Raw genomic sequence first — 26,656 nt, forward strand, 5'->3', positions numbered from 1 at the left:
TGAACCCACGGTGAACTCTTCGTTCGCACCGCCGATCCCGTCGGCATCCCTTCCCTGCATCTTGACGAAAGCGAACTGTGGAAACCGCTGCCCTCATCGTCGTCCTGGTGATCGCGCTCGCGCTGTTCTTCGATTTCACCAACGGCTTCCATGACACGGCCAACGCGATGGCGACGCCGATCGCGACCGGTGCGCTCAAGCCGAAGGTCGCCGTCCTCTTGGCAGCGAGCCTCAACCTCGTCGGCGCGTTCCTGTCCACCGAGGTGTCGAAGACCATCTCCCATGGGATCATCCGCGAGGACCAGATCACTCCGATCGACTTCCTCCCGATCATCTTCGCCGGGCTCATCGGCGCGATCACGTGGAACATGCTCACCTGGCTGCTCGGCCTTCCGTCGAGCTCGTCGCACGCCCTCTTCGGCGGTCTGATCGGCGCGACCCTCGTCGGTGCGAGCACGCAGGCGATCGACTTCGGCATGGTGCTCAGCAAGGTCGTCCTGCCTGCGCTCATCGCGCCGTTCACGGCGGGGGGCAACGCCCTCCCCCTGCAGCGGCCCCCCCCCCCGCCCGACCCCCGGTCCGGCCACAAAGCCCCAAGGGGGGGCCGGGGGCGCCCGGGGCCGAGCCTTACCGCCCCCCCCCGCGCGCCCGCGCCCCCGCCGTTACGACAACAAGCCCGATGGGCGCGACGGGTTCCGCTGGGGCCAGATCTTCACGTCCTCCCTCGTGGCCCTCGCGCACGGCACGAACGACGCCCAGAAGACGATGGGCGTCATCACTCTCGCGCTCATCATGGTGGGCTGGCAGGACTCCGCCCACGCCGATCCGCAGACCTGGGTCATCTTCGCGTGCGCATTCACGATCGCTCTCGGCACCTATATGGGCGGCTGGCGCATCATCCGCACGCTCGGCAAGGGACTCACCGACGTCAAGCCCGCGCAGGGGTTCTCCGCCGAGACCTCCACGGCCGCCACGATCCTCGCGTCGAGCGCGCTCGGCTTCGCCCTCTCGACCACGCAGGTCGCCTCCGGCTCGGTCATCGGCTCGGGCCTCGGCCGCCGCGGATCGACGGTGCGCTGGCGCACGGTCGGCCGGATCGCCGTCGGCTGGGTGCTGACGCTGCCGGCATCCGCCGCCGTCGGCGCGTTCGCCGCTCTGCTGGTGGTCTGGTTCGGAGGCTGGGGCATCTTCATCGACGCCCTCCTCGCTGTCGCGATCATCATCGGGATGTTCCTGCGCTCGCGCCACAACCAGGTCGACTCGTCCAACGCGATGAGCGAAGTGGCCGACTCGGGCCTCGCGATCAAAGTGCCGCGCAAGGCGCCGCCGACGCGGCGCCAGCGCGCGATCCTGCGCGAGCAGGCGCGGGAGAAGGCCGAGGCGCAGGCGCGGGAGAAGGCGGAGCGCAAGAAGACGCGGGCTGATGCCAAGGCATCCGCCGACGCGAAGAAGGCGGCCGACGCCCAGAAGGCCGCCGAGCGGAAGGGGCCCCAGCGATGATCGAGATCGACTGGATCGCTTTCCTCCAGGTGTTCGTCGCCGCTCTGGTCGGCGCTGTCCTGATCGTCGGGTTCTACGCGCTCGGACTGCGCCTGCTCGTCCGGGCGGGCCGCGCCCCGGTCGTCGCCCCGGCCGAGTTCACCGACGCCATCACGGTGATCACGGAGAAGGAAGCGCAGAAGGCCGCGAAGGCCGCCGCGAAAGCCGCGAAGAAGAGTCCGCTCACCGATGCGCAGAAGAGCCTCTCGATGGCGGGCGCCTACGCGTCCTTCGTCCTCTCCGGCCTCGCGGTGCTCGCAGGGCTCCTCCTCATCGTCCTGAAGTGACGTCGGGCCCCCGGCTTAGGCTGAAGCCATGAGCTCCGCACCGCAGTTCGGTCGGCATCGGCCCGCCGCGAGGACGATCGTCCACATCAGTGACACGCATCTGCTCGCGGGCAACCCCCCGCTGGGCGGTCGGTACGACACGGCTGCGAACCTCGCCGCGACTCTCGGCGCGGTGGAGCGGACAGGGGCCCGCCCCGATGCCATCGTCTTCACGGGTGACCTGACCGACCTGGGGGAGCCCGAGGCCTACGCCGCCCTGCGCTCGGCGGTGGAGCCGGTGGCGGCGCGACTCGGGGCACCGATCGTCTGGGTCGCGGGCAACCACGACGAACGGCCGGCGCTGCGCGCGGGGCTGCTCGACGCCGCGCCGACGCTCGAACCCGTCACGGCGGTGCACGACCTCGGCGGGCTGCGCCTGATCGCCCTGGACTCCACGGTCCCGGGCTGGCATCACGGCGACCTCGATCCCGCCCAGCTCACGTGGCTGCGCGCGATCCTCGCCGAGCCCGCACCGCTCGGGACCATCCTCGCCCTCCACCATCCGCCGTTGCCGAGTCACATCCCGTTCTTCGACATCCTCGAGCTGCGTCATCAGAGCGACTTCGCCGACGCGATCGCCGGGTCCGACGTGCGCGCGATCCTCGCCGGTCACCTGCACTACTCCACGTCGGGCACATTCGCGGGGGTGCCGGTGAGTGTGGCATCCGCCACCTGCTACACGATGAACCTCCAGCGCCCGCCGCAGGAGGTCAACGGCATGGACGCCGGCCAGTCCTTCCATCTCGTCCACGTCTACGACGACACGATCACCCACGCCGTCGTGCCCGTGGTCGAGGCGGAGACCGCCCGGGTGTTCACGGCCGAGTGGGTGGCCGAGATGGCACGGCTCGACCCCGACGAGCGCCTGGAGCGGTTCTCGCGCAAACGGTGAACAGAATCTCCGTGGGGGAGTGCGCGCGGGAAACTCTGTACGCGGCGTACAGAGTGTGCACACGAGCGCGGCGGTAGGGTCGAGGGGATCGAGCCAGCGAACCCACAAGGACTGCACTCATGACATTGGACGCGAAGACGCGCACCGAAACCGACTCTCTGGGCTCGATGGAGATCCCCGCCGACGCCTATTGGGGCATCCACACGGCGCGGGCTCTGGAGAACTTCCCGATCTCGATGCGGCCCATCTCGGTCTACCGCGACCTCGTCGTCGCGCTCGCGATGGTCAAGCAGGCTTCGGCGCGGGCCAATCGCGACATCGGCGTGCTGGATGCCGAGCGGGCGGGCCTGATCGACGAAGCCGCGCAGCGGGTCATCGACGGCGAGTTCCACGACCAGTTCGTCGTCGGCGTCGTGCAGGGCGGGGCGGGAACGTCCACCAACATGAACGCGAACGAGGTCATCACCAACATCGCGCTCGAGATGGCCGGCCGCGACAAGGGCGACTACGCGTTCCTCTCTCCGATCGACCACACGAACCGCTCGCAGTCCACCAACGACGTGTATCCGACCGCGGTGAAGATCGGTCTCAGCCTCGACCTCGTCACCCTCCTCGAAGAGCTCGACCTTCTGAAGCAGTCGTTCATGAGGAAGGCGGTCGAGTTCCACGACATCCTCAAGATCGGCCGCACGCAGCTGCAGGATGCCGTGCCGATGACGCTCGGGCAGGAGTTCCACGGGTTCGCATCGACGCTCGGCTACGACTACCAACGGCTCACGGAGAACGCGAATCTGCTCTTCGCGATCAACATGGGTGCGACGGCGATCGGCACGGGCATCACGACCCACCCCGCCTACGCCCTTTCGGTCCTGCACTACCTGCGGGAGATCACGGGCCTCGATCTCGCGACCGCCGACGACCTCGTCGAAGCCACGAGCGACACGGGCTCGTTCATGTCGTTCTCCTCCACGCTCAAGCGCAACGCGATGAAGCTCTCGAAGATCTGCAACGATCTGCGCCTGCTCTCCTCGGGCCCGCAGGCGGGCCTCGGCGAGATCAACCTCCCCGCTCAGCAGGCGGGCTCCTCGATCATGCCCGGCAAGGTCAACCCCGTCATCCCGGAGGTCGTCAACCAGGTCGCCTTCTCGGTCGCCGGGGCCGACCTCACGGTCACGATGGCCTCCGAGGCCGGGCAGCTCCAGCTCAACGCCTTCGAGCCGATCATCGCGCACTCGATCTTCCAGTCGATCACCTGGATGCGCCGCGGGATGCGGACACTCCGGGTCAACTGCATCGACGGCATCACGGCGAACCGCGAGCGACTGGGCGCCATGGTCGGATCCTCCGTCGGCGTCGTCACGGCGCTCACGCCGTTCATCGGCTACGCCGCCTCCGCTGCTCTTGCCAAGACGGCGCTGCTGACCCACCGCAATGTCGGCGACCTGGTCGTCGAGGCGGGTCTCATGTCGCGCGATGAGGTCGACAAGCAGCTGTCCCCGGCGCGTCTGTCGGGCCTCGAGGCCGTGACGCAGGCGATCCCGATCATCCAGCCGGCCGAGAACCTCGTCGAGGGCTGACGGCGCGGCCCCTGGTCGCCGCGGGGCTGGACCGATAGTTTCGGACGAGCCGGAACGCCCGGCGCGATCCCCGCAGCACAGGAGACCGACATGACCGATCCCCAGAACCCCGACGCGCAGAAGCCCGCAGCTCCGACCCCGCCCGCTCCGCCGGCCTACGGCGAATACGCACCGACAACGCCGCCTGCGGCGCCCGCGAACCAGCAGCCGAGCGCGCCCGCCTACCAGCAGCCCGCCTACGCCGCCGCGCCCTCCTACGACGGCGGGGCTCCCGCGCCCGGCACCCCCGTGCCCGGCAAGACGCTCGGTATCGTGGCTTTCGTCCTGTCGTTCTTCTTCAACGTCATCGGACTGATCCTCGGCATCGTCGCGCTCGTCCAGTCGAGGAAGGCCGGCCGGAGCAACGGATTCGCCCTCGCCGCGATCATCATCGGCTCGATCTCCATCGTCCTCGGCATCATCGCGCTGATCGTGCTGGTCCCGCTCGTCATCCAGGCAGGCAACGCCGCGACGATCTGTCTCGACAACCCGACGGCGAGCGTCGAGGTGTGGGGCGTGAACGTTCCCTGCGAGCAGATCCTCGAGCAGTCCGGCCGCTGAGCAGCCCCACCACCACTGCTCCCACCGCCGAGCCGCTCCGGCGCGGCCCCGTCGCTCTGCGGCCGGGCAGCGACGCAGCGGCTCGGCCGTGCGAGGGCTGCCCGGCGCCGGCGCAGACGCGCGGATCAGCCGAGGATGCGGCAGTGCGTCGTCAGAGCGCCGATGCCGTCGACGCCGACCGTGACGGTCGACCGGTCGCGGAGGAAGATCTGCGGATCGCGCGAATACCCGGCACCGCCCGGGCTGCCGGTGGAGATGAGGGTGCCGGGCAGAAGCGTCGCCGACTGCGAGAGATGGGAGACGAGCGTCGCGACGGAGCGGATCATCTGGCCGGTGGAGGCATCCTGCACCGTCTGGCCGTCGACGACGGCCCAGATGTGCAGATCCTGCGGGTCGGGGATCTCGTCCGCCGTCACGACGAACGGGCCGTTCGGGGTGAAGCCGTCGAAGGACTTGCAGCGCGACCACTGCGCCTCGGAGAACTGGATGTCACGCGCCGTGATGTCGTTGACCACCGTGTAGCCCCAGACGTGGTCGAGGGCCTCAGCGGGGGTGACGTTCTTCGCGGGAGCGCCGATGACGACCCCCAGCTCCGCCTCGTAGTCCACAGCCTCGCTGAGCGTGCGCGGCCAGCTGGTCGTCTCCTCGTGCGCGGACAGGGAGTTCGGCCACAGCACGAACACCGTCGGAGCCGTGTCCGCCTTGAGCCCCAGCTCGCTGGAGTGAGCCGCATAGTTGAGACCGATCGCGAGAACGATCGGGGGAGCGGTCACCGCGGGTGCGTACACCGCGCCATCCAGGGTGACGGATCGGGCCGCGGTCGGAGTCGAGGACGCCTCACGGACGCGATCGAGGAGGGCATCGCCGCCGTCTATCAGGGTCTGCAGGGCGCGCGGCGCATCCGGGAAGAGATCGCCGACGAGGACGGCGCGATCGCCGACCACCACCGCGAGCTCGGGCTCGGGTGATTCGGGCAGTCGGAGATGGGCGAAACGCATTCGTCCAGGCTAGCCTGCGGACCGGTCCGCCCCCGTGCCGGCTCGGTCCGGGTCGCGCGTCGCCCCTAGGCTGATCGCCATGAGCCACCCCTCCCCCCTGGCCCAGCCCGCACGCTCCACACCCGCCGCTCCGGCGCCCGCGCCCGTCTCGCCCGCCGCGATCGCGACACCGGCTCCGCCGCGCCGCGGACGGACCGCCCCCGTGTGGGCGTTCGCGGTGCTTCTCGTCCTCCTGATCGGGGTGGTCGCCTACATCCTCACCTACCTCGGGGTGATCGCGTCGGCCGTGGGGCTCGTGCTCGCGCTGATCCCACTGACGGCGGTGCTCTGGGCGGTCCGGATCGCCGACCGCTGGGACCCCGAGCCGCTGTCGCTGGTGCTCTTCGCGGTCGGGTGGGGCGCGGTCGGGGCTGTGGTCATCGCTCTCGGCGTCGACATCGGCATGACCATGCTCTTCCCCTCTGCCCCCGACGACCCGGTGCGGGATGCGCTTTCGTCCGTCGTGCAGGCGCCGCTCGTGGAGGAGTTCGCGAAGGGGCTCGGTGTCTTCCTCGTCTTCCTGTTCGGGCGCCGCACCTTCGACGGACCGGTCGACGGCGTCGTGTACGGGGCGCTGGTCGGCGCCGGGTTCGCCTTCACCGAGAACATCCTCTATTTCGCGACGAGTCTCATCGAGGGAGGCGTCCCCGAGACGGCGTTCACGTTCTTCCTGCGCGGCATCCTCTCGCCGTTCGCGCACGTCATGTTCACGGCGATCACCGGGTACGCCCTGGGGCTCGCGGCGCGGCGCGGTGCGGGTCCCCGCGCCGCCGCGGCGACCGGAGCCGTCGGGATGCTGTGCGGTGCGGCGCTGCACGCGCTGTGGAACGGCTCGGCGCTGTTCGCCGACTTCTTCCAGGTCTACGTCGCCCTGCAGGTGCCCCTGTTCGTCGGCTTCGTCCTCGGCTTCGTCGCGCTGCGCCGCGAGGAGGCGCGCCTGACCCGCGAGCGTCTCGGCGAGTACGCGGCGGCCGGCTGGTTCACCGCGCCGGAGGTCGACCTGCTCGCCACTCCCGCGGGTCGGCGCCGCGCCGTCGCCTGGGCGCGGACGCTGCCGGGGGACCGTGCGGACATCATGAAGGAGTTCATCGCGGATGCCACGGCGCTCGCCGCCGCGCGCGAGCGCACGCGCACCGGGCGTGACCCTCAGTCGGGGGCCGATGAGCAGATCTACCTCGCCCGCGCGACGAGAGCACGCGCCGCACTCCTGACGCGCTGAGGCGGCGGGTGCGCGGATCGTGCGCGCCCACCTCTTGACACCCGGTGACGCCGCCGGGGACAATGGCGGAAGAGACCAACTCAACGCCCGGGAGACACGCAGGCATCGCCGCTGCACCGGGCGTTGAGTCTGTCAACGCCCGGCAGAGATCGCGGCGCGTTGAGTCTGTCCACGCCCGGCAGAGATCGCGGCGCGTTGAGTCTGTCAACGCCCGGCAGAGATCGCGGCGCGTTGCGTCTGTCAACGCCCGGCCCGCTCCCGCACGCCTCGGCATCCGTGCTTGGATGGTCGGTATGACAAACGACCGCACCAAGCCCGAGTTCGACGCTCCCGAGGGCCCGGCGCCCGCAGAGCTCGTCATCCGCGACCTCATCGTCGGCGACGGCGCCGAGGCGAAGCCCGGCGACACCGTCACCGTCCACTACGCCGGTGTCGAGTACGAGTCCGGGGAGGAGTTCGACTCCTCCTGGGGCCGTGGCGAGTCCATCCAGTTCCCGCTGCGCGGCCTCATCCAGGGATGGCAGGACGGCATTCCAGGCATGAAGGTCGGCGGTCGCCGCGAGCTCGTCATTCCGCCGCACCTCGCGTACGGTCCCGCGGGAGGACATTTCCTCGGCGGGAAGACGCTGATCTTCATCATCGACCTCCTCGCCGTCGGCTGATCCCCACGACGACTTCTCCATTCGAGGGAATAGATTCTCTGCGAGGGCGTTCCACCCCCGCAGACCACCTCCCCTTGATCGAAGGAACACCATGAGCGACTCCACCACGACCCTCGACGTCCCCGGCTACAAGGCGGGCACCTGGGTGCTCGACCCCTCGCACAGCGAAGTGACGTTCAGCGTCCGCCACATGATGATCTCGAAGGTGCGTGGCGTCTTCGGCCTGAAGAGCGCCACCATCGAGGCCCCCGCCAATCCCTTCGAGGCGAAGGTCACGGCTTCGGTCGACGCCGCCTCGATCGACACGAAGGATCAGGGCCGCGACACCCACCTGCGCTCCGCCGACTTCTTCGACGTCGAGACCTACCCGACGATCGACTTCGTCTCCACCGGCGTGCGGTTCGAGAAGGGCGACTTCCTCGTGGACGGCGACCTCACGATGCACGGCGTGACCAAGCCGGTCACCTTCGAGCTCGAGTTCGGCGGCTTCGGCACCGACCCGTGGGGCAACTACAAGGCCGGCGCGACCGCGAAGACCGTCGTCAACCGCGAAGACTTCGGCCTCACCTGGAACGCCGCACTCGAGTCGGGCGGTGTCCTCGTGGGCAAGGACGTCACCATCACGCTCGACCTGCAGGGCTCGATCCAGGCCTGACCCAGCGCTCGAAGGGGTGGATGCGGCTGCTGCCGCATCCACCCCTTCGCTTTCTCCACCGCCGTCACAGCCGAGGAGTGCGCGCGCAGAGTGACGAGCGCCCACGCCCGGAACGGGCGCCACCCTCGGTGACCTCCGCGAGTTCGGCCGGCGCTCCGACACCCCGCGAGCTAGCCCGCGGTGGCTTCGCGCGGCCGTCGTCGGAGCCGGTTCTGCGCGAGCAGGATGCCGAGGAAGACCACCAGTGCGCCGACGGGCTCGTTCCAGCTGAGGCCCTCACCGAGGACCACGACACCCAGCAGCACCCCGACGACGGGCGTGATGTAGGTTACGGTGGATGCCCGGGTGGGTCCCCACGCGCGGAGCGCATTCTGATTCCAGACGTAGGCGACGCCCGTGCCGAGGCATCCCAGCAGCACGACCGCGCCGACGACCCACGGTGAGAGCGTCACCGGGGTCAGCACCAGCACGGGGGTGAGCACGAGCATGATCGCCGCGGCGATGCCGATGTTCAGGAACGAGAAGACGAGCGCGCTCATGCCGGTGTCGGAGGCGAAGCGGCGCATGTAGGCGAGACTGAACCCGTAGCAGGCGGTCGCGCCGAGGATCGCGAGCTGCGCGACGATGCTCTGCGACAGGTCGAGGCCCTGCCACGGCGCGATGATCACCATGACGCCGAGGATGCCGACGACGATCCCCGCGATCTGGAGGGGCTTCAGCTTCTCGACGCGGAAGACGAGCCATGCCATGATCGCCGTCATGATGGGCGTCGTCGCGTTGTAGATGCTCGCCAGTCCGCTTGTCACGTGCTGCTGCGCCCATGAGAACAGCAGGAACGGGACGACGCAGAACGACACGGCGAGCACCGTCATGTGGCCCCACACCGCGAGGCGGCGGGGCAGACGGTCTCGCCGGAGGGCGACGAACACGGCGAGTGACAGGGCCCCGAGGATCAGTCGCGACCACGCGACCTGCGCCGGCGAGATGCCGGTGAGGGCGACCTTCATGAAGAGGAAGCTCGACCCCCAGACGATGCCGCACAGGATGAACTGGATCGCGATCGACACCGTCGAGCCGGTCGCTGCGTCACGGGCGGGGGAGATGCTCACGGGCTGACTCTGTCACGCGCCGGACGCCTCGCGGAGCGGATGGGGATGCGACGGCCGATATCCGCCGATAGACGGCAGGCGAACGTCGACGGGTCGCCGCCGCGTGCCCCGTCGCTCAGCGGTTCAGCAGGAGAGTGATGCCGGCGCTCACGCGACCGGATTCTCGGCGTCGTAGCTCCGGAACGCGGGGTGGAGTCGCACCAGGACCCCGACGAGTGCGATGATCACGAGCCCTCCGACGAGGGACGGCACCCACAGGGCTGTGAGGGTGGCCAGCACCCCCGCGTAGAGGGCGCCGATCCGCGGCCCTCCGGCGACGACGACCATGAACACGCCCTGCAGGCGGCCCCGCATCGTGTCGGGCACCGCCGCCTGCATCATCGTGGAGCGATAGATGGCGCTGACGTTGTCGGCGGCTCCGGTCGCTGCGAGAGCGACCATCGCCAGGACGATGAGCACCGTGTTGGCGTGGTTCTCGTCGACGACCCCCGGCGCGAACCACCCGAGAGCGGCGGTGACCAGCACGATGCCGAAGAGCGTCGTCGCCGCGCCGAACACCTGGATGGAGCGCTGGATGCCGCGTCCGTGCCAGCGGTAGCGCCCGATCGGTCCGGAGAACAGGCTCGAGGCGAATGCGCCGGCGGCGATCGATGCGGTCAGGGCGCCCGTCGTGATCGCGCCGCCCCCCAGAAGGACCGCGCCGATGGCGGGGAAGAGCGCGATCGGATGGCCGAACGTCATCGCGGTGATGTCGAGGATGTACTGCAGGCGGATGTTCGGCGCGCCGCGGAGGAACTTCACGCCGTCGCGGAGCGAGGCGAGCCCGGGTCGGACGATCACGCCCTCCGGACGGATGCCGGGCAGGGTCCAGAGGCCGAGGAACAGCGAGGTCATGAGGACCACGTCGATCGAGTAGGTCCACGCGTACCCCGAGAAGGCGACGAGCACGCCCGCGAGGGCGGGACCGGCCATCACCATGATGCCCACGGTGATGCCCTGCAGCGCCGCTGCGGCTGGCAGGAGCTCGCGGGGGAGGAGGCGGGGGGTGATCGCGGACTTCGTCGCCCCGACGATCGAGTTCGCCGACGAGTTGACGGCCGACAGCACGAACAGCCACGCCACCGTCTCGAGCCCGGTCCAGGCGAGGACGGCGAGCAGGAGCGTCGAGACGAAGGTGACGGATGCCGCGATCAGCGCGACGACGCGGCGGTCGAAGGCATCCGCCAGCATGCCGCCGTAGAGCCCCGCGAGGATCATCGGCACGAGCCCGACCACGGCGACCATCGACACCGCGAGCGTGTCGCCGGTGAGCTCGTAGACGTGGAGCATCACCGCGACGATCGTGAGCTGGCCGCCGAGGCCGGCGAGCGTCGACCCGATCCACAGCCGGGTGAACGCGGGGCTCGTGCGGAACGGGCGCAGGTCGATGAAGTGGTCGCGTCGCAGGCGCGGCAGGCGGCGTGGAGTGCGGGGTGGTCGCGAGGCGGGCGGCGTGCTCATTCGGCTACCTCGACGCGCTTGATGCGGGAGGCGTGGCCGCGGAGGATCGTCACGCCACGCGGGGCGACGCCGAAATGGGCGGCGAGGGCACGGATGACGCCGTCGTTGGCCGCTCCGTCCACCGCGCGCTCGCGGACGAAGACGACGAGGCCGTCGGCATCCTCTTCCACGGCGGGACCCTTCCGGCTCCCCGGCTTGACCCGGATCACGTGCTGCACCCATCGAGCCTACGGTCCCCGAGCCGCCCCCGGTCCCCGAGCCGCCCCCGGTCCCCGCGCCGCCCCGGTCCCCGCGCTTGTCGAGGGGCTGGTAGACTCGTGAGGTTGCCGTTCGATCGGCCGCGGATAAAGAGAGCCCCCCACGTCAGGTGCGGGGCGCCGCGCAACAAGCAGAGAGGGGATCACCTATGGGCCTGGAAGCAGACGCCAAGAAGGCGATCATCGAAGAGTACGCGACGCACCCCGGTGACACCGGATCCCCCGAGGTGCAGGTCGCGATGCTGACGCAGCGCATCAAGGACCTCACCGAGCACCTCAAGGAGCACAAGCACGACCACCACTCGCGTCGTGGCTTGTTCCTGATGGTCGGTCAGCGCCGTCGCCTGCTGGGTTACCTGCAGGACATCGACATCAACCGCTACCGCTCGCTCATCGAGCGTCTCGGCCTGCGTCGATAAGCATCGCACCAGCGTTCAATCGCGCGAAACATTCTTGAGAAGGCCGCCCACGGTGTGGGCGGCCTTCGTCGTTCCCGCGGGCGCTGCCGCGAGGCTGCGTCAGGCGCGGGCGGCGAGGAGGTCGGCGTGCCAGCGCTCGGCGACATCCGGGTGCGCGCGCAGACGCGACTTCAGGGCGTTCTCGCCGTACAGCGCGTGGATCGGGTTCGCGGGGTCCTGCGTCACGCCGCGGGCCTCGGCGGCGAGCTCGGCCGGCAGGTCGATGACCGGGAGCCGGGCATCGAGGGCCGGGTTGAAGAAGAACGGGATCGAGATGCGGTCCGCCGGGAACCGCGGCGACACGACGCGGTGGTTGGTCGCGGTCAGGTAGCCGCCCGTCGCGTATTCGAGCATCTCGCCGATGTTGACGACGAAGGCGCCGTCGATCGGCGGGGCATCCACCCACGTGCCCTCCCGCTCGACCTGCAGTCCACCCTTCCCGGGCTCCACCCAGAGCAGCGTCAGCACGCCGGAGTCCTTGTGCGCTCCGACGCCCTGCTGGGGCTCGGGCTCGCGCGACCCGGGGTAGCGGACGATCTTCAGCAGCGTGGCGGGGTCGCCGAAGTGCTCATCGAAGTACGATTCCGGGGCGCCGAGCGCGACCGCCCAGGCGCGCAGGAGCTTCCGGGCCACACCCGAGAGGTGGTCCTGCCACTCGGTGACGACCTCGCGGAGCTCCGGCTGGGCGTCGGGCCAGAGGTTCGGCCCCGTCAGTCGGGCGAAATCCGGCGCATCGGGTTCGTCCACGACTCCCCGCTCGGGTCCGATGTCGATCTGCTCCCGCCAGTCGACCTGACCCTGGGTGCGCTCGCCGCCGACCCGCGTGTACCCCCGGAACTGCGGGCTGTGGATGTTCTCGATCGCGAGCTTGTCCGCCTCGGGGAGCTCGAAGAAGGCCCGAGCGGTGCGGTGCAGCCGCTCGGAGAGCTCCGCCGTCACGCCGGTCCCCGTGAGATAGAAGAACCCGACGTCGTGCGTCGCCGCGCGCAGGGCGGCGCGGAAGGATGCCGCGGCATCGGGCCCCTCGTCCAGCTGCGAGAGGTCGAGGATCGGGAGGTTCAGCTCGCTCATGCCCCGACGATAAGCCGCGCGCGGCGGCTCGCGGGCAAGTGTTGCGCAGCGTTACCGTGGACGCTTCGAACCGGTCGGGTCGCTCCGGCGGCCCTCGCGGGCGGCGAGCGTCGGATCGGCGAACAGCCACGCGGGGCGGGGTTCGATGAGGGGTCGGAAGACGGTCCGGACGGGCTTCGTCGCGAGCACGAGCGCGACGATCACCGATCCGACGATGACGGCGGGGAGCCACAGCCACGTCGGCTCGGCGCTGCGCAGGACGCCCGTCTCGCGCAGCGGGTAGAGCACGAACGAGTGCAGCAGGTAGACGTACATCGTGTACTGGCCGAAGTGCGTCCACCAGTAGGAGCCGCGGGGGACGAGCGCGAAGAACGCGACGGAGAGGATGACCGCGATCGCCATCAGCGCGAGTCGCACCGCCCCCGACCACCACGGGCCGCCGAGGTCCGCGTAGCTCGCGTCGTAAAAGAGCCACTGCCGGAGGTCCACCGCGCGCCACGTGTCGACGAACCACCAGGCGACGAAGCCGGTGACGGCGAACACGCCCAGCGCCGCGATCCGGGCGCCCCAGCGGCGGCGGTTCAGGAGGTCGAGGCGCGCGACCACGTCGCGATCGGCGAGCCACCAGCCGAGCGTGAAGAAGGGCAGCAGGCCCAGGGTGCGCGACAGCGACAGCGTCGAGTCGATGTTCGTCCAGTAGCCGGCGGCGACCGAGATCGCCACGGTCCACACGAGGGGCCATCTCAGGAGGGCGAGGTAGGGCAGGACGAGGCGGAAGATCGCCAGAGCGAGCAGGAACCACAGCGTCCACGACGGCTGGGTGAGGTTGGGGTTGGCCTGGCCCTCCACGAGCCACTTCGTGAGCGTCCAGAGGGTCTCGAAGATCACATAGGGGGCGACGATGTCGGTGAGAACGCGGGCCATCCGCCGCCGGCTCGGCGAGTCGGACGAGGAGAAGTACCCCGAGATGATCGCGAACGCCGGCATGTGGAAGGCGTAGACGAGGAGGTAGAGCCCGAGGGCGATGTCGCTGTCGTACGTGAGTCTCTGGACGGCGTGGCCGAGCACGACCAGCACGATGCAGGCGAACCGCGCGTTGTCCCAGAGCGGCACGCGCCGCCGGGGGGTCCGGACGGTGCCGGTGGTCGCGGCGGACGGCTGACTCATCGCTGGCCACCCTACCCGCGCGCCGGGGGCACCGCCGGGGGTTGCGCGGGCGGGAATAACCTGGACCAGGGCGCGTTGCATGAGATACATTCACTTGCATGTATTGGATGCCGAGGCATCCGGAAGGCGGGAAGACCGTGAGCGAGAACATCACCGGCGGCACGACCGGGACGAGCGGTGCTGAGGCGACCCAGATGCAGTTCGGCCTCATGACGGTCAGCGACATCACGCAGGACCCGACGACCGGGCGCACGCCGAGCGAGGCCGAGCGCATCCGCGCCGCGGTCGAGATCGCGAAGCACGCCGAAGAGGTCGGTCTCGACGTCTTCGCCATCGGCGAGCACCACAACCCGCCGTTCTGGTCCTCGTCGCCGACGACGACCCTCGCGTACATCGCGGCGCAGACGGAGCGTCTCATCCTCTCGACCTCCACGACGCTCATCACGACGAACGACCCCGTGAAGATCGCGGAGGACTACGCGATGCTGCAGCACCTGTCGGGGGGTCGCATGGACCTCATGATGGGCCGCGGCAACACCGGACCGGTCTACCCGTGGTTCGGCAAGGACATCCGCCAGGGGCTGCCCCTCGCGATCGAGAACTACGCCCTGCTCCACAAGCTGTGGCGTGAGGATGTCGTGAACTGGGAGGGGAAGTTCCGCACGCCCCTGCAGGGATTCACTTCGACCCCCCGCCCGCTCGACGGTGTCGCGCCGTTCGTGTGGCACGGCTCGATCCGCACGCCGGAGATCGCCGAACAGGCCGCGTATTACGGCGACGGCTTCTTCGCGAACAACATCTTCTGGCCTGCCGAGCACTACCAGCGGCTGATCGGCCTCTACCGCCAGCGCTGGGAGCACTACGGCCACGGCGCGCCCGAGACGGCCATCGTGGGCCTCGGCGGGCAGGCGTTCATGGCGAAGAACTCGCAGGACGCCGTGACCCAGTTCCGCCCCTACTTCGACAACGCCCCGGTCTACGGCCATGGGCCGAGCCTCGAGGACTTCACCGAGATGACGCCGCTGACGGTCGGATCGCCGCAGCAGGTCATCGACCGCTATGCCGGGATGCGCGACCTCTTCGGCGACTACCAGCGGCAGCTGTTCCTCATGGACCACGCGGGTCTGCCGCTGAAGACCGTCCTCGAGCAGATCGACTTCCTCGGTGGCGAGGTCGTGCCCGTGCTCCGCAAGGAGCTCGCGAAGAACCGCCCCGCGACCGTGCCGGACGCCCCCACCCATGCCGCGCAGGTGAGGGCGACCTACGGCGACGGGCCGAGCCGTCAGGCCACCCCGCGCGCGAACCGCGGAGACAACCTCTCCGGGCCCTCTCCCTACGCCGATGTCCCGGCTCCCGCCGGTGCGGCCTTCGGCGCCGGGCGCTGAGCGCGGATCGACCAGAGAAGAGCTGACATCATGACCACCACCACCGCCGCGCGGCGCATCGCCGTCGTCTCCGCCGGGCTGTCGAACCCCTCGTCCACGCGCATGCTCGCCGACCGCCTCGCCGCGGCGACCGTCGCCGCCCTCGCCGCCCCCTCGGCAGGCTCGGGGACCGGGGCGGGGACCGCAGGCGCGCGTGCCGGGGGGATCGAGGCATCCGTCGACATCATCGAGCTGCGCGACCTCGCGCACGACATCACCAACAACCTGCTCACCGGCTTCGCCCCGCCCGCGCTCGAGTCGGCGATCAACACGGTCGTCTCCGCCGATGCGCTCATCGTCGTCACGCCGATCTTCTCGACGAGCTACTCGGGGCTGTTCAAGTCGTTCATCGACGTGCTCGACCCCGATGCCCTCACCGGGATGCCGGTCCTCATCGGCGCCAACGCGGGGACGGCACGGCATTCGCTGGCCATCGACTACGCGATCCGGCCGCTGTTCGCCTACCTTCACGCGGATGCCGTGTCGACGGGCGTGTTCGCCGCCTCGAGCGACTGGGGCGGATCGGCGGATCAGGTCGCCCCGTTGAGCGCGCGCATCGAGAAGGGTGCCCGCGAGCTCGCTGAGGCGGTCGCGCGGCGTCCCGCCGGCGCGACGACTGACCCTTTCGACCCGGAGAGCTACCTCGGCGAAGGCCGGTCGTTCGGGCACCTGCTCGGCGGTCTCGCGGGCGAGTAGCCCGTCCCGCGCGCCGCCGCGTCAGATGCGCCAGCCGTACTCGGTCTCGGGCCGGCCCTGTCCGCCGTACCGGGGAGCGCGCTGGATGCGGCCGCTGGATGCCAGGTGCTCGAGGTAGCGACGTGCGGCGACCCGCGACATCCCGAGCCGCTCGGCCGTCTCGCTCGCCGAGAGCGGCCCGTGCGCACGCACGGCCGCGGTGACGCGTGCGAGGGTGTCCGGTGCGAGACCCTTCGGCAGCCGGATCGATCCGGTGGCGCGGGAGGCGCTCAGGAGGGCGTCGATCTCCTCCTGGGTGGTGGGACCCTCCGACTCCTGCGCTCGGCGGTGGAAGTCGCGGTACTGCTCGAGACGCTCGCGGAAGACGGCGAACGTCACCGGTTTGACGAGGTACTGCACGACGCCGAGACCGACGGTGCGACGCACGGTCTCGGCGTCGTGCACGGCCGTCACGGCGATCACGTCGACGACGCTGCCGCGGGCGCGGATGTGCCGCAGCACGTCGAGGCCCGTCCCGTCGGGCATCGTCATGTCCAGGAGGACGAGATCGACGGGCGGACCGTCGACGACCGCCGTGATCGCCGCGCGCGCCCCGGCGCACTCGCCGGCCACGCGGAAGCCCTCGAGACGCTCGACGTAGCTGCGGTGCAACTCCAGGGTGAGGGACTCGTCGTCGACGAGCAGCACGTCGATCATGAGCCCTCCGTGGGGAGGACGACGCGGAACGTCGTCGGCGAACCGTCCCGCAGCGCGAGCGACCCGCCGACCTCCTCGACGACGGCGCGCGCGAGCGCGAGCCCGACGCCGCGTCCCTCCGCGCCGGCCGGCTTGGTCGAGAAGCCGTGCTCGAACACCCGTCGGCGCAGGGCATCGGGGACGCCGGCGCCGCTGTCCGCGACCTCGACCACGACATCACCGCCCGCGGGAGCGATCGTCAGGCGCGCCCAGCGCGGCTCGCTGCCCGCCGCCGCGGCGTCGACGGCGTTGTCGATCAGGTTGCCGACGAGCGCGACCTGATCGATGGGCGGCAGCAGCGACCGGGGCGCATCGGGAGCGATGTCGACGATCAGCTCGACGCCGCGTTCCGCCGCCTGCGCGGTCTTGCCGAGGAGGAGCGCGCCGACGGTCGGGTCTCCGTCCGTGCGAGCGGCGACGTGGTCGACGAGCGTCTGGCTCTGCTGCGCCGACGCGCTGAGCAGCTCGACGGCTTCGGCCGTGCGCCCCAGCTCGATCAGGGCCACCGCGGTGTGCAGGCGGTTGCCGTGCTCGTGCGTCTGCGCGCGCAGTGCTTCGCCGAGCGTGCGCATCGACTCCGCTGACGCCAGGGTGTCGCGGATCGCCCCGGCCGGGAGGTCCCCGGCGACCCGCCGGGTCGCGCGGCGGGCCAGGATCGCGCCGAGGATCCCCATCGCCACGAGCGCGGCGCCGATGCCGAGCGCCGCGAGCAGCCGCGGCACGAGGGCGGCGGCGACGGTGTCCACCGTGACGCCCACGGACACCCAGCCGATCACCTCTCCCGCGGACTGGACGGGGACGATGGTGCGCAGCGACGGCCCGAGCGTGCCGGTCGACTCCTCCGTGAGCGGGACCGGCGTCGCGGGGATCGTCCCCAGGTAGTGGGCTCCGATCTCGGCCGGGTCGCGGTGCGTGATCCGGATGCCGTCGGCATCCATGATCGTCACGAAGTCCACTCGGGCGCCGGCCATGATCTCCTCGGCCATCGGCTGGAGCGCCGCGGTGGCCGCCGCGCGGTCTCCCGCCGCCAGAGCCGCGTGCACCGCCGGCGAGTCCGCGAGCGTCTGCGCGACGGCCTGCGTGACCCGCTCCGCCTCCGCGCGCCCCGCTCGCTGGCCCTCGAGCAGGAGCAGACCGGCCGTCAGCAGCGCCGTCGCGACGCCGACGGCCAGGAGGGCGATGAACACCCGCGAGGCGGCGCTGCCCGCGCTCCCTCTGGCCATCTCGCCCGTCCTCTCGCCGTCGTGAGTCGTCGTCGAGACCAATACGACCACAAATCGCCCGCGGACGGCGATGGCCGCAGTCTGGGGTCCATGCCACCAGCGTCGGTGGCCCCGAACAACGACCGTTCACTCTTGGAGGCGGACATGGCCCTCTCGACGACATCCTTCAGACTCCCCGGCTACAACTGGCGGCGCGGCAAGACCTCATGGGACAAGCACACCTGGCTGTACGTGTCCGTCATCATCGCGGTCGTGCTGGGCGCGGTGGTCGGGCTCGTCTGGCCCGAGTTCGCCAAGGGCCTCGAGCCCGTCGGCAAGAGCTTCGTCAACCTCATCAAGATGATGATCGCGCCGATCATCTTCTGCACGATCGTGGTGGGGGTCGGTTCGATCGCCAAGGCGGCCACGGTCGGCAAGATCGGCGGGCTCGCCCTCGGCTACTTCATGATCATGACGACGTTCGCCCTGTTCATCGGCCTCGTCGTCGGCAACATCATCCACCCGGGTGAGGGCCTGAACATGACGGGCGTCCAGTACGACACGTCGCAGCTCGAGCCGAAGACGACGACCGAGTTCATCATGGGGATCATCCCGACGACCTTCTTCTCGGCCTTCACCGGAGAGAGCGTCCTCCAGGTGCTCTTCATCGCGCTGCTGGTCGGCTTCGCGCTGCAGGGCCTCGGCAAGCGCGGCGAGCCGATCATGTTCGCCGTCAAGCAGCTGCAGGTCCTCGTCTTCCGCATCCTCGGGATGATCCTGTGGCTCGCCCCGATCGGCGCCTTCGGCGCGATCGCCGCGGTCGTCGGCAAGACCGGCTTCGCCGCCATCGTGAGCCTCGGCATCCTCATGATCGCCTTCTACATCACGTGCGCGGTCTTCATCTTCGGCATCCTCGGCACCATCCTCTACGCGATCGCCCGGATCAACATCTTCAGCCTCATGAAGTACCTCGCCCGGGAATACCTGCTGATCGTCGGCACATCCTCGTCGGAATCGGCGTTGCCGCGCCTGATCGCGAAGATGGAGCACCTCGGAGTGTCCAAGCCCGTCGTCGGCATCACGGTCCCCACGGGCTACTCCTTCAACCTCGACGGCACCGCGATCTACCTGACGATGGCGTCCCTCTTCATCGCCGCCGGGATGGGGACGCCCATGTCGATCCCGGAGCAGGTGGCGCTGCTGGTGTTCATGGTCATCGCCTCCAAGGGTGCGGCGGGCGTCACCGGCGCGGGGCTTGCGACCCTCGCCGGCGGCCTGCAGGCCTTCCGCCCCGACCTCGTGAACGGCGTCGGCGTGATCGTCGGCATCGACCGCTTCATGAGCGAGGGCCGGGCCGTCACGAACTTCACCGGCAACGCCGTCGCCACCATCCTCATCGGCACCTGGACCAAGGAGTTCGACCGGGCGCGGGCGCGCGAGGTCCTCGCCGGCGCGCTCCCCTTCGACGAGGCGAGCCTCGCGGGGGACGGCCACGACGGCATGTCGACGGCGACGGATGCCGTGGGCACGATCGGTCTCGAAGAGGCGGCGATCGCCGAGGCCGCCGCGAAGGAGGAGCGGGCCCGCGCCCGCTCACTCAGCCACTGAGTGGCGCTGAACCCCTGACCCGCCCGATGACGCGGAGGACCCTCACAGGCCTCCGCGTCATCGGGCCTTCTGCGGTCCGGCCTACCTGCGCCGGCGCGCGACCAGAAGGTCGATCGCGATGCCGAGGCCCATCGCGACGGCGACCGCGACGCCCACTGCGAGGAGGGGAGCGCCCTGGAACACGACGCCGAGCGCCGCGCCGATCACGCTCTGGTAGAGCGCCCATGCGAGGGCGGCGGGGATCACGGCGGACAGGTACCGGCGAAGAGGGATGCGCGTCGCGCCGGCCGTGAGGTTCACCGCGAGACGCGCGAACGGGATGAAGCGCGCCGTGAACACGACTCCGGCCATACTCCGGTCGAGCCGTGTCGCCGCCCACGCGAGGGCGCGCTGCACGCGCGGGCCCTCGACGATCGATCTCGCGGCGGCCGGCAGCCGCGCCGGCCGCACCGCTCGTCCGACGAGGTAGCACAGGAGGTCGCCCGTCGCGGCGGCGACGGCGGCGACCGCGATGAGCGCCGGAAGCGGCGGAGATCCGGTCGCCGTCGACAACGCGCCCGCCGCGCTCACGGCGAGTTCACCCGGGACGACGACGAGGAGGGCGTCGAGGAGGACGAGCGCGAAGACCGTCGGGAGGATCCACGGGCCCGCGCCGAGCTGGTCGACGAGCGTGAGCATCCCTCCGGAGTACCAGGGTCCGCTGAATCCCCGGCGAACGGACGATGCCGCACATGTCGCGCGAGTGGCCGGGAGATGCCGACCTGGCGAAGAGTCGCTGCGGGGGCCCGTCACGGCTCGCAGCGGAGCCACGGCACGGTCACGCTGGGGACGTGAGAGTAGCCGTCATCGCAGAGAGCTTCCTGCCCCACATGAACGGCGTCACCGGCTCCATCCTCCAGGTGACGCGCCACCTCGGTGAGAGCGGCCATCGGTCGCTCGTGGTCGCACCGGGAGGGCCCGGAGCGGCGTCCACCGCCGACACGCTGCTGCTGCGCTCCGCGCCGCTGCCGCAGTACCCCCAGGTGCGGATCGCCTTCGCGAGCGTCGCGCGGCTCACCGAGGTGCTCCGCCGGTTCCAGCCGGATGTGCTCCACCTCGCGTCGCCGTTCGTCCTCGGCTGGCAGGCGCTCGCCGCCGCCGACGCCCTGCGCCTCCCCACCGTGGCCGTCTACCAGACCGACGTCGTCGCGTACGCCGCCCGCTACGGGCTGCCGTCGGCGACCGCCGTCGCCGAGGGTCACCTCGCGCGGCTGCACCGGCGCGCGACGCTCTCGCTGGTGCCTTCGAGCGCGTCCGAGCGGCAGCTCGACGAGCTCGGGATCGATCGTCTGCGCCGCTGGGGGCGGGGAGTGGATGCTGCACTGTTCGCTCCGGAACGGCGCAGCGATGCCCTTCGGGCCGCCCTGGCGCCTCGCGAGACGATCGTCGGCTACGTCGGGCGCCTCGCCCCGGAGAAGCAGGTCGAGGACCTCCGCATCCTCTCGGACCTCCCCGGGGTTCGCCTCGTCATCGTGGGCGACGGTCCGTCCCGGCCGGGCCTCGAGCGGCTTCTGCCGGACGCGAGGTTCCTCGGCCACCTGTCGGGTCCTTCGCTCGCGGCGGCGGTCGCGAGCTTCGACGTCGCGGTGCACCCGGGGGAGAGCGAGACGTTCGGTCAGACGATCCAGGAGGCGCTCGCCAGCGGAGTGCCCGTCGTCGCCACCGGTGTCGGCGGTCCGGTCGATCTCATCCGCCCCTCGGTGGACGGCTGGCTGTACCGCCCGGGCGATCTCGCCGAGCTCCGTGATCGCGTCGCCGACCTGGTGGGCGACCCCGCGAAGCGGCGGGCCTTCGCCGTCGCGGCGCGCGAGAGTGCACGCGATCGCACGTGGGCGGCCCAGACACGTGCGCTCCTCGCTCACTACGAGGAGGCCATCGAGCTGCGTCGCATCGACGACGCGCTGCCGGCGCGGACCGTCGGGCGTCCCGCGAGCGCGCTGCGGTCGGTGCCGCCGCAGGCACCGCCGCGGTGGGCCCGGTACGTCGCCCTCGGGGACTCGATCACCGAAGGGCTGTGGGACTCGTCACGGATGCCCCCGGGCGAGGTCCGCGGGTGGGCGGACAGGCTGGCCTCCCTGCTCGCTCCCCAGGTGCCCGGCGGGTTCCGCTACGCGAACCTCGCCGTGCGCAGCCGACGCGTCGAGGATCTCGAGGGCGCGCAGCTCGCCGAGGCGCTCCGGCTCCGGCCCGACCTCGTCTCGATCCTCATGGGCGCGAACGACCTCGTTCGCCGGGGGGCGAGCCCCGACCACCTCGCGGCGCGCGTCGGCGCGGTCGTGCGGACGCTGCGGGCCGCGGGCTGCGACGTGCTGCTCATCACGCCGTTCCTGCCGCGGCGCCGTGCGGCGGCGATCCTGGCGCGCCGATTCGCGCGGTTCAACGCGTGCCTCCGGGTCATCGCCCGCGACGCCGGGGCGATCCTGCTCGACCTCGAGGCCGTCCCCGCCCTCGGCGATGTCGGGATGTGGAGCGACGATCGTGTGCACCTGCGCCCTCGGGGTCACCGTCTGGTCGCGTACCGCGCTGCGCAGGTGCTCGGCGTCGCGAACGCGGAGGCGCTCGAGGACCTCGACGCCGCGTTCCACGACGACGAGGTGCCGGCCCCGGGATCGTGGCTGGTGCGTGATGTGCTGCCCTGGATCTGGCGGCGGGCGCGCGGTCGGACGGCGGGCGACGGCCGCCGCGCCAAGCACGACGGCTACGTCGAGGTCATCACCACGTTCGCGCCTCCGCGGCCGCGACGCCAGAAGGCGACCTGACCGCGCTCACGCGATCGTCGCGGACCTCCGGACGAGCTCGGCGAACACGGCGAACGGCGCGGCGGCCAGCGGTGCAGGCGTGCCCTCCGCCTCGGGGTGCCACTGGACGGCGACGATCGGCAGGGTCTCGTGCTCGACCGCCTCGACGATGCCGTCGTCCGCGGTTGCGGTCGCGACGAGGCCGGCGCCGAGCGCGCGGATCGCCTGGTGGTGCCCCGAGGCGACCGGGATCTGCGCCGCGTCGACCTCTCCCCGCAGCCGCGAGCTCTCCGCGACGGCGACCTCGTGCCACGTCCACTCGAGCGCGCCGCCACCGTCGCCGGGCGTGTGCAGGACGTCCGAGCCGGGCAGATCCTCGACGAGGGTCCCGCCGCACGCGACGTTGAGTACCTGTAGCCCCCGGCACACCCCGAGGATCGGCAGCCCCGCCGCCATCGCCGCCGCCGCGATGCCGAGATCGAGGTCGTCCTGCACGGCGTTGACGTCGTAGACGGATGCCGCCGTGTCGCCGCCGTACCGCGCCGGATCGATGTCGCCGCCCCCGGGGAGGACGACGCCGTCGAAGCCCGTCAGGTCGGCGGCGCGCACGACCACGACATCGAGCCCCGCGGCGCGCGTCAGGGCGGCCACGTCGTCGAAGATCGCGTTCGCGAGCCCGACGCGGAGGTCCGCGCCGTCGGCGGCGGCGTCGGAGAGACGGGCGGGCATCGCGATGCGGGGGAGTCTGCTCACGCCTCCATCATGGCCGAAGCGCGCGCACGCGCTCCTCCCCGCCCGCGCGGGACGCCGCGTGCCGGCGATGCCGTGCCCGGCCGGATGCGGGGTCTCAGACGGCGGCGCGGTCCAACGCGTCCGCGGCGCGCACGAGCGCCAGGTGCGAGAGGGCCTGGGGAGTGTTCCCGGCCTGCCGCCCCGCCGCCACGTCGTACTCCTCCGACAGGAGGCCGACGTCGCTCGCGAGCGCGCAGGCGCGGTCCATGAGGGCCTGCGCGTCGGCGAGGCGCCCGGTCGCGGCGTACTGCTCCACAAGCCAGAACGAGCAGGCGAGGAACGGATTCTCGGTGCCGGCGAGCCCGTCGACGCCCGACTCGGTGCGATAGCGCAGCACCAGCCCGTCGGGCATGAGGGTCCGCTCGATCTCGGCGACGGTGGCGAGCATCCGCGGGTCGTCCGGAGCGCAGAACCCGACGACCGGCAGGAGGAGGAGGGAGGCGTCCACGGCATCCGTCCCCTCGTACTGAGTGAAGTGCCCGGCCGCCGCGACGCCGTGCGCGTCGATCTCGGCTCGCACCCGGTCGCGCAGCCCCTCCCACTCGTCCGCGGGGCCGGACAGGTGGTGCTCGCGCACCGAGCGGATGCCGCGGTCGAAGGCCGCCCACACCATCGCGCGCGAATGGACGAACCGACGCGGCTCGCCGCGAATCTCCCAGATGCCCTGGTCGGGCTCGTCGACCCGCTCCGCCGTGCGTCGGAGGAGGGCCCGCTCGAGCGGCCAGGAGAGCGCGGACTCGTTCATCCCCGCCTCCCGTGCGGCGAACAGCGCCGCGAGCACCTCGCCCGTCACGTCGGCCTGGTACTGCGCGGCGGCCCCGTTGCCGATCCGCACGGGCGCGGCGCCCTCGTATCCCGGCAGCTCGGGGATCTCTCTCTCGTCCAGGTCGCGCTCGCCGGCGATCCCGTAGACGATCTGCAGCTGGCGCGGGTCCCCGGCGATCGCGCGCAGCAGCCATCGCCGCCAGTGCTCGACGACGTGCTCGAACCCGTGCGCGAGGAGGACCTCGATCGTCAGCGAGGCATCCCGCAGCCACACGTAGCGGTAGTCCCAGTTCCGCGAGCCGTGGAACTGCTCGGGGAGGGACGTCGTCGGTGCGGCGATGATCCCGCCCGTGTCGCGGTGTGTCAATGCGCGCAGCGTGAGCAGCGAGCGCACCACCCGGCTCCGATGGACCTCGTGCGTGCTGATGCGCGCGGCCCACCGCGTCCACCAGGCGTGAGTCGTCGCGAGCGCGTCATCGACCTCGAGCGGGGCGGGCGCCTGATGGTGCGAGGGATGCCACGTCAGCACGAGATCCCGCACGCCCCCCGCGGCGACCGTCAGCGCGCCGCGGTGGACGTGATCGTCCGCATCCAGTGCCGCGCCGCGGATCGTCACCGCATCCGGCCCCGCGATGGCGGTGATCTCGGGCGCGCCGGTCGTGCCCGTCTGGCGGACCCAGGGCACGGCCCGCGCGTAGTCGAAGCGGAGGCGCACCTCCTGCGCGAACTCGACCTCGCCGGACACCCCGACGACTCGCCGGACGAGGTCGACCCGGTGGGCGAGGTCGAGATGCCGGGGATCGACGGGCAGGCAGTCGTGCACCTCCGCGACGCCGCCATTCGCCTCCCACCGCGTGATGAGGGTGAAGGTGTCGCCGTCGTAGCGGCGCGTCGCGATCGCCGCGGGATCGGTCGGGCGCAGCTGCCACGAACCCTGTCCCGGCGCCCCGAGCAGAGCGCCGAACACCGACCCGGAGTCGAAGCGCGGCAGGCAGAGCCAGTCGATCGACCCGCTCCGCGAGACGAGCGCCGCCGTGCGGCAGCTGCTGAGCAGGGCGTAGTCCTCGATGGCATCCGGCACGTCTCGATTGTGCCCCCTCGTGCCCCCTGGGGGGACCATACCGCGTGTTCGGTCGATGACCTGCGGGGCGCCGCGGGGCGCCGTACGTTGATTAGGGTGGCGGTATGAGCGGCGAGTCGGCGGCAAGCCCGTCCACACTGGTGATCATCGGGGCGAGCGGCGACCTCACGGCCCGGCTGCTGCTGCCGGCGCTCGCCGAGCTGCTGCACACCCAGCCGCAGCGCCGGATCAACCTGGTCGGCGTCGGGCGCACAGCGTTCAGCGACGCGCAATGGCGCCGCCGCGTGCGCGGCGCCTTCCGCGAGGCGGACGCCGAGGACGCGATGTCGTCCCTGGCCTCCACTCCGTACATCACCGCCGATGCGACCACGGCCGCGGGCCTGCGGCAGATCCTCCGCGAGGTCCCCGAGGGGCGTCTCGTGCTCTACTTCGCCGTGCCGCCGTCCGCCGCCGCCGAGGCGTGCGCGTCGTTGAAGCCGTCGGAGCTGCCGGAGGGCACGATCCTGGCTCTCGAGAAGCCCTTCGGCGACGACGAGGAGAGCGCGCGCGAGCTGAACGGCATCCTCCGCGCCCTGCTGCCGGAGGACCAGATCTTCCGGGTCGACCATTTTCTGGGCCGCTCGACCGTGCTGAACCTCCTGGGTCTGCGCTTCGCGAACCGCCTCTTCGAGCCGACCTGGTCCGCCGAGCACATCGAGCGCGTCTCGATCCGCTTCGACGAGACCCTGGGCCTCGAGGGGCGCGCAGGATACTACGACCGCGCCGGCGCGATGATCGACATGATCCAGAGCCACCTGCTCGAGGTTCTGGCTGTCTTCGCGATGGAGCCGCCCGCCACGCTGGGGGAGCAGGACGTGCGCTCCGCCACCGCCGCGGTCCTTCGCGCGACCCACGTGTGGGATGACAACCCCGTCCGCTTCTCCCGCCGGGCACGGTACACCGCCGGCACCGCGGGTGGGCAGGCGCTGCCGTCGTACGTCGATGAGCCGGGGGTCGACCCGGCACGCGACACCGAGACGCTCGCCGAGATCACGTGCGAGGTGCGCACCTCGCGCTGGCAGGGTGTGCCCTTCACCCTGCGTTCGGGCAAGGCGCTGAGCGCCAAGCTCGCCGAGATCGAGGTGGTGATGCGACCGGTGCGCCATCTTCCGGTCGGGTTCACCGGGAGCGACCCGGGCACGGTGGTGCGATTCTCGCTCGGGCCCGACCGGCTCGCGCTCGAGCTGTCGGTCAACGGCGGCGAGGACCCCTTCGCGCTGCACCGCGCGACCCTCGACGCCGAGCTCGGGCTCGGCGCCCAGCGCGCGTATGTCGAGGTGCTGGACGCGATCCTCGACGGCGACGCGACGCTGTCCGTGCGCGGCGACACCGCCGAGCAGTGCTGGCGGATCCTGCAGCCCATCCGCGATGCGTGGCGCCGTGGCGATGTGCCCCTCGAGGACTACGCCGCGGGAACCGAGGGCCCCGCGGACTGGCCGCGGGGCGCCTGAGAGGGCCGGCGGGAGGG

General features: G+C 71.1%; 24 protein-coding genes and 1 pseudogene. 14 read left to right on the forward strand and 11 right to left on the reverse strand.

The genetic code is table 11. From position 1 onward, the window contains the following. Positions 1–77 precede the first annotated feature (77 nt). The 5 genes and pseudogenes from J0P97_RS02095 (at position 78) to J0P97_RS02115 (ending at position 4,934) form a co-directional block, all read left to right on the forward strand. Positions 78–1,500, forward strand: a pseudogene (locus J0P97_RS02095) (inorganic phosphate transporter). Then, positions 1,497–1,826, forward strand: a complete 330-nt coding sequence (locus J0P97_RS02100; RefSeq protein ID WP_215486131.1) for a peptidase — start codon at positions 1,497–1,499, stop codon at positions 1,824–1,826. Before J0P97_RS02095 ends, J0P97_RS02100 begins: the two are co-directional and overlap by 4 nt. A 28-nt stretch (positions 1,827–1,854) precedes the next feature. Continuing rightward, positions 1,855–2,757: a phosphodiesterase gene (locus tag J0P97_RS02105; RefSeq protein ID WP_215486132.1), complete on the forward strand. Its 903-nt coding sequence runs from the start codon at positions 1,855–1,857 to the stop codon at positions 2,755–2,757. Positions 2,758–2,876: 119 nt separating this feature from the next. Then, a complete protein-coding gene (locus J0P97_RS02110; protein WP_215486133.1) occupies positions 2,877–4,334 on the forward strand; it encodes an aspartate ammonia-lyase in 1,458 nt (485 codons plus the stop codon). A 90-nt stretch (positions 4,335–4,424) separates the two neighbouring features. Beyond that, the gene (locus tag J0P97_RS02115; protein ID WP_215486134.1) at positions 4,425–4,934 is read left to right on the forward strand and encodes a DUF4190 domain-containing protein; all 510 of its coding nucleotides are present in this window, start codon (positions 4,425–4,427) and stop codon (positions 4,932–4,934) included. A 125-nt stretch (positions 4,935–5,059) separates the two neighbouring features. Here J0P97_RS02115 and J0P97_RS02120 read toward each other — a convergent pair whose 3' ends face one another. Beyond that, a complete protein-coding gene (locus tag J0P97_RS02120) occupies positions 5,060–5,932 on the reverse strand; it encodes a fumarylacetoacetate hydrolase family protein (RefSeq protein ID WP_215486135.1) in 873 nt (290 codons plus the stop codon). A 79-nt stretch (positions 5,933–6,011) separates the two neighbouring features. Here J0P97_RS02120 and J0P97_RS02125 point away from each other — a divergent pair, with 79 nt between their 5' ends. From J0P97_RS02125 to J0P97_RS02135, 3 genes are all read left to right on the forward strand, one after another. Further along, positions 6,012–7,190 (forward strand): PrsW family intramembrane metalloprotease, encoded by a 1,179-nt coding sequence (locus J0P97_RS02125; protein WP_215486136.1) that lies wholly within the window; start codon positions 6,012–6,014, stop codon positions 7,188–7,190. Positions 7,191–7,483: 293 nt separating this feature from the next. Then, positions 7,484–7,852 (forward strand): FKBP-type peptidyl-prolyl cis-trans isomerase, encoded by a 369-nt coding sequence (locus J0P97_RS02130; protein WP_215486137.1) that lies wholly within the window; start codon positions 7,484–7,486, stop codon positions 7,850–7,852. Between the two features lie 91 nt (positions 7,853–7,943). Then, a complete protein-coding gene (locus J0P97_RS02135) occupies positions 7,944–8,507 on the forward strand; it encodes a YceI family protein (protein ID WP_215486138.1) in 564 nt (187 codons plus the stop codon). Positions 8,508–8,677: 170 nt separating this feature from the next. Here the strand turns inward: J0P97_RS02135 and J0P97_RS02140 are convergent, their stop codons facing one another. The 3 genes from J0P97_RS02140 to J0P97_RS02150 form a co-directional block, all read right to left on the reverse strand. Next, entirely contained in the window at positions 8,678–9,616 is a 939-nt protein-coding gene (locus tag J0P97_RS02140; protein ID WP_282838233.1) for a DMT family transporter, read from the reverse strand. A 147-nt stretch (positions 9,617–9,763) separates the two neighbouring features. Continuing rightward, positions 9,764–11,116: an MFS transporter gene (locus J0P97_RS02145; protein ID WP_215486139.1), complete on the reverse strand. Its 1,353-nt coding sequence runs from the start codon at positions 11,114–11,116 to the stop codon at positions 9,764–9,766. Next, positions 11,113–11,334 carry a DUF167 domain-containing protein gene (locus J0P97_RS02150; protein ID WP_215486140.1) on the reverse strand — a complete coding sequence of 74 codons (222 nt, stop codon included), beginning with the start codon at positions 11,332–11,334 and terminating at the stop codon, positions 11,113–11,115. The genes J0P97_RS02145 and J0P97_RS02150 overlap by 4 nt, the downstream gene beginning before the upstream one ends. A gap of 188 nt (positions 11,335–11,522) precedes the next feature. Here J0P97_RS02150 and rpsO point away from each other — a divergent pair, with 188 nt between their 5' ends. After that, positions 11,523–11,792, forward strand: a complete 270-nt coding sequence (rpsO, locus tag J0P97_RS02155; RefSeq protein ID WP_215486141.1) for a 30S ribosomal protein S15 — start codon at positions 11,523–11,525, stop codon at positions 11,790–11,792. Positions 11,793–11,891: 99 nt separating this feature from the next. On the opposite strand, the gene J0P97_RS02160 is transcribed toward rpsO, so the two are convergent. Further along, positions 11,892–12,902, reverse strand: coding sequence for an isopenicillin N synthase family dioxygenase (locus tag J0P97_RS02160; protein WP_215486142.1), 1,011 nt, complete (start codon positions 12,900–12,902; stop codon positions 11,892–11,894). A 51-nt stretch (positions 12,903–12,953) separates the two neighbouring features. After that, positions 12,954–14,069: an acyltransferase family protein gene (locus J0P97_RS02165; protein WP_215486143.1), complete on the reverse strand. Its 1,116-nt coding sequence runs from the start codon at positions 14,067–14,069 to the stop codon at positions 12,954–12,956. Positions 14,070–14,263: 194 nt separating this feature from the next. Between J0P97_RS02165 and J0P97_RS02170 the strand changes: the two genes are divergently transcribed. Continuing rightward, positions 14,264–15,454 carry an LLM class flavin-dependent oxidoreductase gene (locus J0P97_RS02170; RefSeq protein WP_215486419.1) on the forward strand — a complete coding sequence of 397 codons (1,191 nt, stop codon included), beginning with the start codon at positions 14,264–14,266 and terminating at the stop codon, positions 15,452–15,454. Between the two features lie 30 nt (positions 15,455–15,484). Further along, on the forward strand, positions 15,485–16,189 hold the full coding sequence (locus tag J0P97_RS02175; RefSeq protein WP_215486144.1) for a CE1759 family FMN reductase: 705 nt from the start codon (positions 15,485–15,487) through the stop codon (positions 16,187–16,189). Positions 16,190–16,210: 21 nt separating this feature from the next. Here J0P97_RS02175 and J0P97_RS02180 read toward each other — a convergent pair whose 3' ends face one another. Then, positions 16,211–16,885, reverse strand: coding sequence for a response regulator (locus J0P97_RS02180; RefSeq protein ID WP_215486145.1), 675 nt, complete (start codon positions 16,883–16,885; stop codon positions 16,211–16,213). Next, positions 16,882–18,147, reverse strand: a complete 1,266-nt coding sequence (locus J0P97_RS02185) for a sensor histidine kinase (RefSeq protein ID WP_215486146.1) — start codon at positions 18,145–18,147, stop codon at positions 16,882–16,884. Before J0P97_RS02185 ends, J0P97_RS02180 begins: the two co-directional genes overlap by 4 nt. 144 nt (positions 18,148–18,291) lie before the next feature. Here J0P97_RS02185 and J0P97_RS02190 point away from each other — a divergent pair, with 144 nt between their 5' ends. Continuing rightward, on the forward strand, positions 18,292–19,734 hold the full coding sequence (locus J0P97_RS02190; protein WP_215486147.1) for a cation:dicarboxylate symporter family transporter: 1,443 nt from the start codon (positions 18,292–18,294) through the stop codon (positions 19,732–19,734). An 81-nt stretch (positions 19,735–19,815) separates the two neighbouring features. Here the strand turns inward: J0P97_RS02190 and J0P97_RS02195 are convergent, their stop codons facing one another. Then, entirely contained in the window at positions 19,816–20,412 is a 597-nt protein-coding gene (locus tag J0P97_RS02195; RefSeq protein ID WP_215486148.1) for a DedA family protein, read from the reverse strand. A gap of 152 nt (positions 20,413–20,564) precedes the next feature. Between J0P97_RS02195 and J0P97_RS02200 the strand changes: the two genes are divergently transcribed. Further along, on the forward strand, positions 20,565–22,532 hold the full coding sequence (locus J0P97_RS02200) for a GDSL-type esterase/lipase family protein (protein WP_215486149.1): 1,968 nt from the start codon (positions 20,565–20,567) through the stop codon (positions 22,530–22,532). 6 nt (positions 22,533–22,538) lie between these two features. Here J0P97_RS02200 and J0P97_RS02205 read toward each other — a convergent pair whose 3' ends face one another. Then, positions 22,539–23,264: a gamma-glutamyl-gamma-aminobutyrate hydrolase family protein gene (locus tag J0P97_RS02205; protein WP_215486150.1), complete on the reverse strand. Its 726-nt coding sequence runs from the start codon at positions 23,262–23,264 to the stop codon at positions 22,539–22,541. 94 nt (positions 23,265–23,358) lie between these two features. Beyond that, positions 23,359–25,188: a glycoside hydrolase family 15 protein gene (locus J0P97_RS02210; RefSeq protein ID WP_215486151.1), complete on the reverse strand. Its 1,830-nt coding sequence runs from the start codon at positions 25,186–25,188 to the stop codon at positions 23,359–23,361. Positions 25,189–25,253: 65 nt separating this feature from the next. Here J0P97_RS02210 and J0P97_RS02215 point away from each other — a divergent pair, with 65 nt between their 5' ends. Then, positions 25,254–26,639, forward strand: coding sequence for a glucose-6-phosphate dehydrogenase (locus J0P97_RS02215; RefSeq protein WP_215486152.1), 1,386 nt, complete (start codon positions 25,254–25,256; stop codon positions 26,637–26,639). The last annotated feature ends 17 nt before the right edge of the window (positions 26,640–26,656 follow it).

Source organism: Microbacterium flavum (assembly GCF_018717645.1).
Classification (GTDB): Bacteria; Actinomycetota; Actinomycetes; order Actinomycetales; family Microbacteriaceae; genus Microbacterium; species Microbacterium flavum.

Excerpts from the sequence above, each read along its gene's own strand:
- J0P97_RS02195 (WP_215486148.1), bottom strand. The coding sequence starts at position 20,412 with ATGCTCACGCTCGTCGACCAGCTCGGCGCGGGCCCGTGGATCCTCCCG.
- J0P97_RS02210 (WP_215486151.1), bottom strand. The coding sequence starts at position 25,188 with ATGGTCCCCCCAGGGGGCACGAGGGGGCACAATCGAGACGTGCCGGAT.
- J0P97_RS02120 (WP_215486135.1), bottom strand. The coding sequence starts at position 5,932 with ATGCGTTTCGCCCATCTCCGACTGCCCGAATCACCCGAGCCCGAGCTC.
- J0P97_RS02175 (WP_215486144.1), top strand. The coding sequence starts at position 15,485 with ATGACCACCACCACCGCCGCGCGGCGCATCGCCGTCGTCTCCGCCGGG.
- J0P97_RS02105 (WP_215486132.1), top strand. The coding sequence starts at position 1,855 with ATGAGCTCCGCACCGCAGTTCGGTCGGCATCGGCCCGCCGCGAGGACG.
- J0P97_RS02165 (WP_215486143.1), bottom strand. The coding sequence starts at position 14,069 with ATGAGTCAGCCGTCCGCCGCGACCACCGGCACCGTCCGGACCCCCCGG.
- rpsO (WP_215486141.1), top strand. The coding sequence starts at position 11,523 with ATGGGCCTGGAAGCAGACGCCAAGAAGGCGATCATCGAAGAGTACGCG.
- J0P97_RS02180 (WP_215486145.1), bottom strand. The coding sequence starts at position 16,885 with ATGATCGACGTGCTGCTCGTCGACGACGAGTCCCTCACCCTGGAGTTG.
- J0P97_RS02100 (WP_215486131.1), top strand. The coding sequence starts at position 1,497 with ATGATCGAGATCGACTGGATCGCTTTCCTCCAGGTGTTCGTCGCCGCT.
- J0P97_RS02135 (WP_215486138.1), top strand. The coding sequence starts at position 7,944 with ATGAGCGACTCCACCACGACCCTCGACGTCCCCGGCTACAAGGCGGGC.
- J0P97_RS02160 (WP_215486142.1), bottom strand. The coding sequence starts at position 12,902 with ATGAGCGAGCTGAACCTCCCGATCCTCGACCTCTCGCAGCTGGACGAG.
- J0P97_RS02170 (WP_215486419.1), top strand. The coding sequence starts at position 14,264 with ATGCAGTTCGGCCTCATGACGGTCAGCGACATCACGCAGGACCCGACG.
- J0P97_RS02125 (WP_215486136.1), top strand. The coding sequence starts at position 6,012 with ATGAGCCACCCCTCCCCCCTGGCCCAGCCCGCACGCTCCACACCCGCC.
- J0P97_RS02115 (WP_215486134.1), top strand. The coding sequence starts at position 4,425 with ATGACCGATCCCCAGAACCCCGACGCGCAGAAGCCCGCAGCTCCGACC.
- J0P97_RS02130 (WP_215486137.1), top strand. The coding sequence starts at position 7,484 with ATGACAAACGACCGCACCAAGCCCGAGTTCGACGCTCCCGAGGGCCCG.
- J0P97_RS02185 (WP_215486146.1), bottom strand. The coding sequence starts at position 18,147 with ATGGCCAGAGGGAGCGCGGGCAGCGCCGCCTCGCGGGTGTTCATCGCC.
- J0P97_RS02190 (WP_215486147.1), top strand. The coding sequence starts at position 18,292 with ATGGCCCTCTCGACGACATCCTTCAGACTCCCCGGCTACAACTGGCGG.
- J0P97_RS02110 (WP_215486133.1), top strand. The coding sequence starts at position 2,877 with ATGACATTGGACGCGAAGACGCGCACCGAAACCGACTCTCTGGGCTCG.
- J0P97_RS02145 (WP_215486139.1), bottom strand. The coding sequence starts at position 11,116 with ATGAGCACGCCGCCCGCCTCGCGACCACCCCGCACTCCACGCCGCCTG.
- J0P97_RS02215 (WP_215486152.1), top strand. The coding sequence starts at position 25,254 with ATGAGCGGCGAGTCGGCGGCAAGCCCGTCCACACTGGTGATCATCGGG.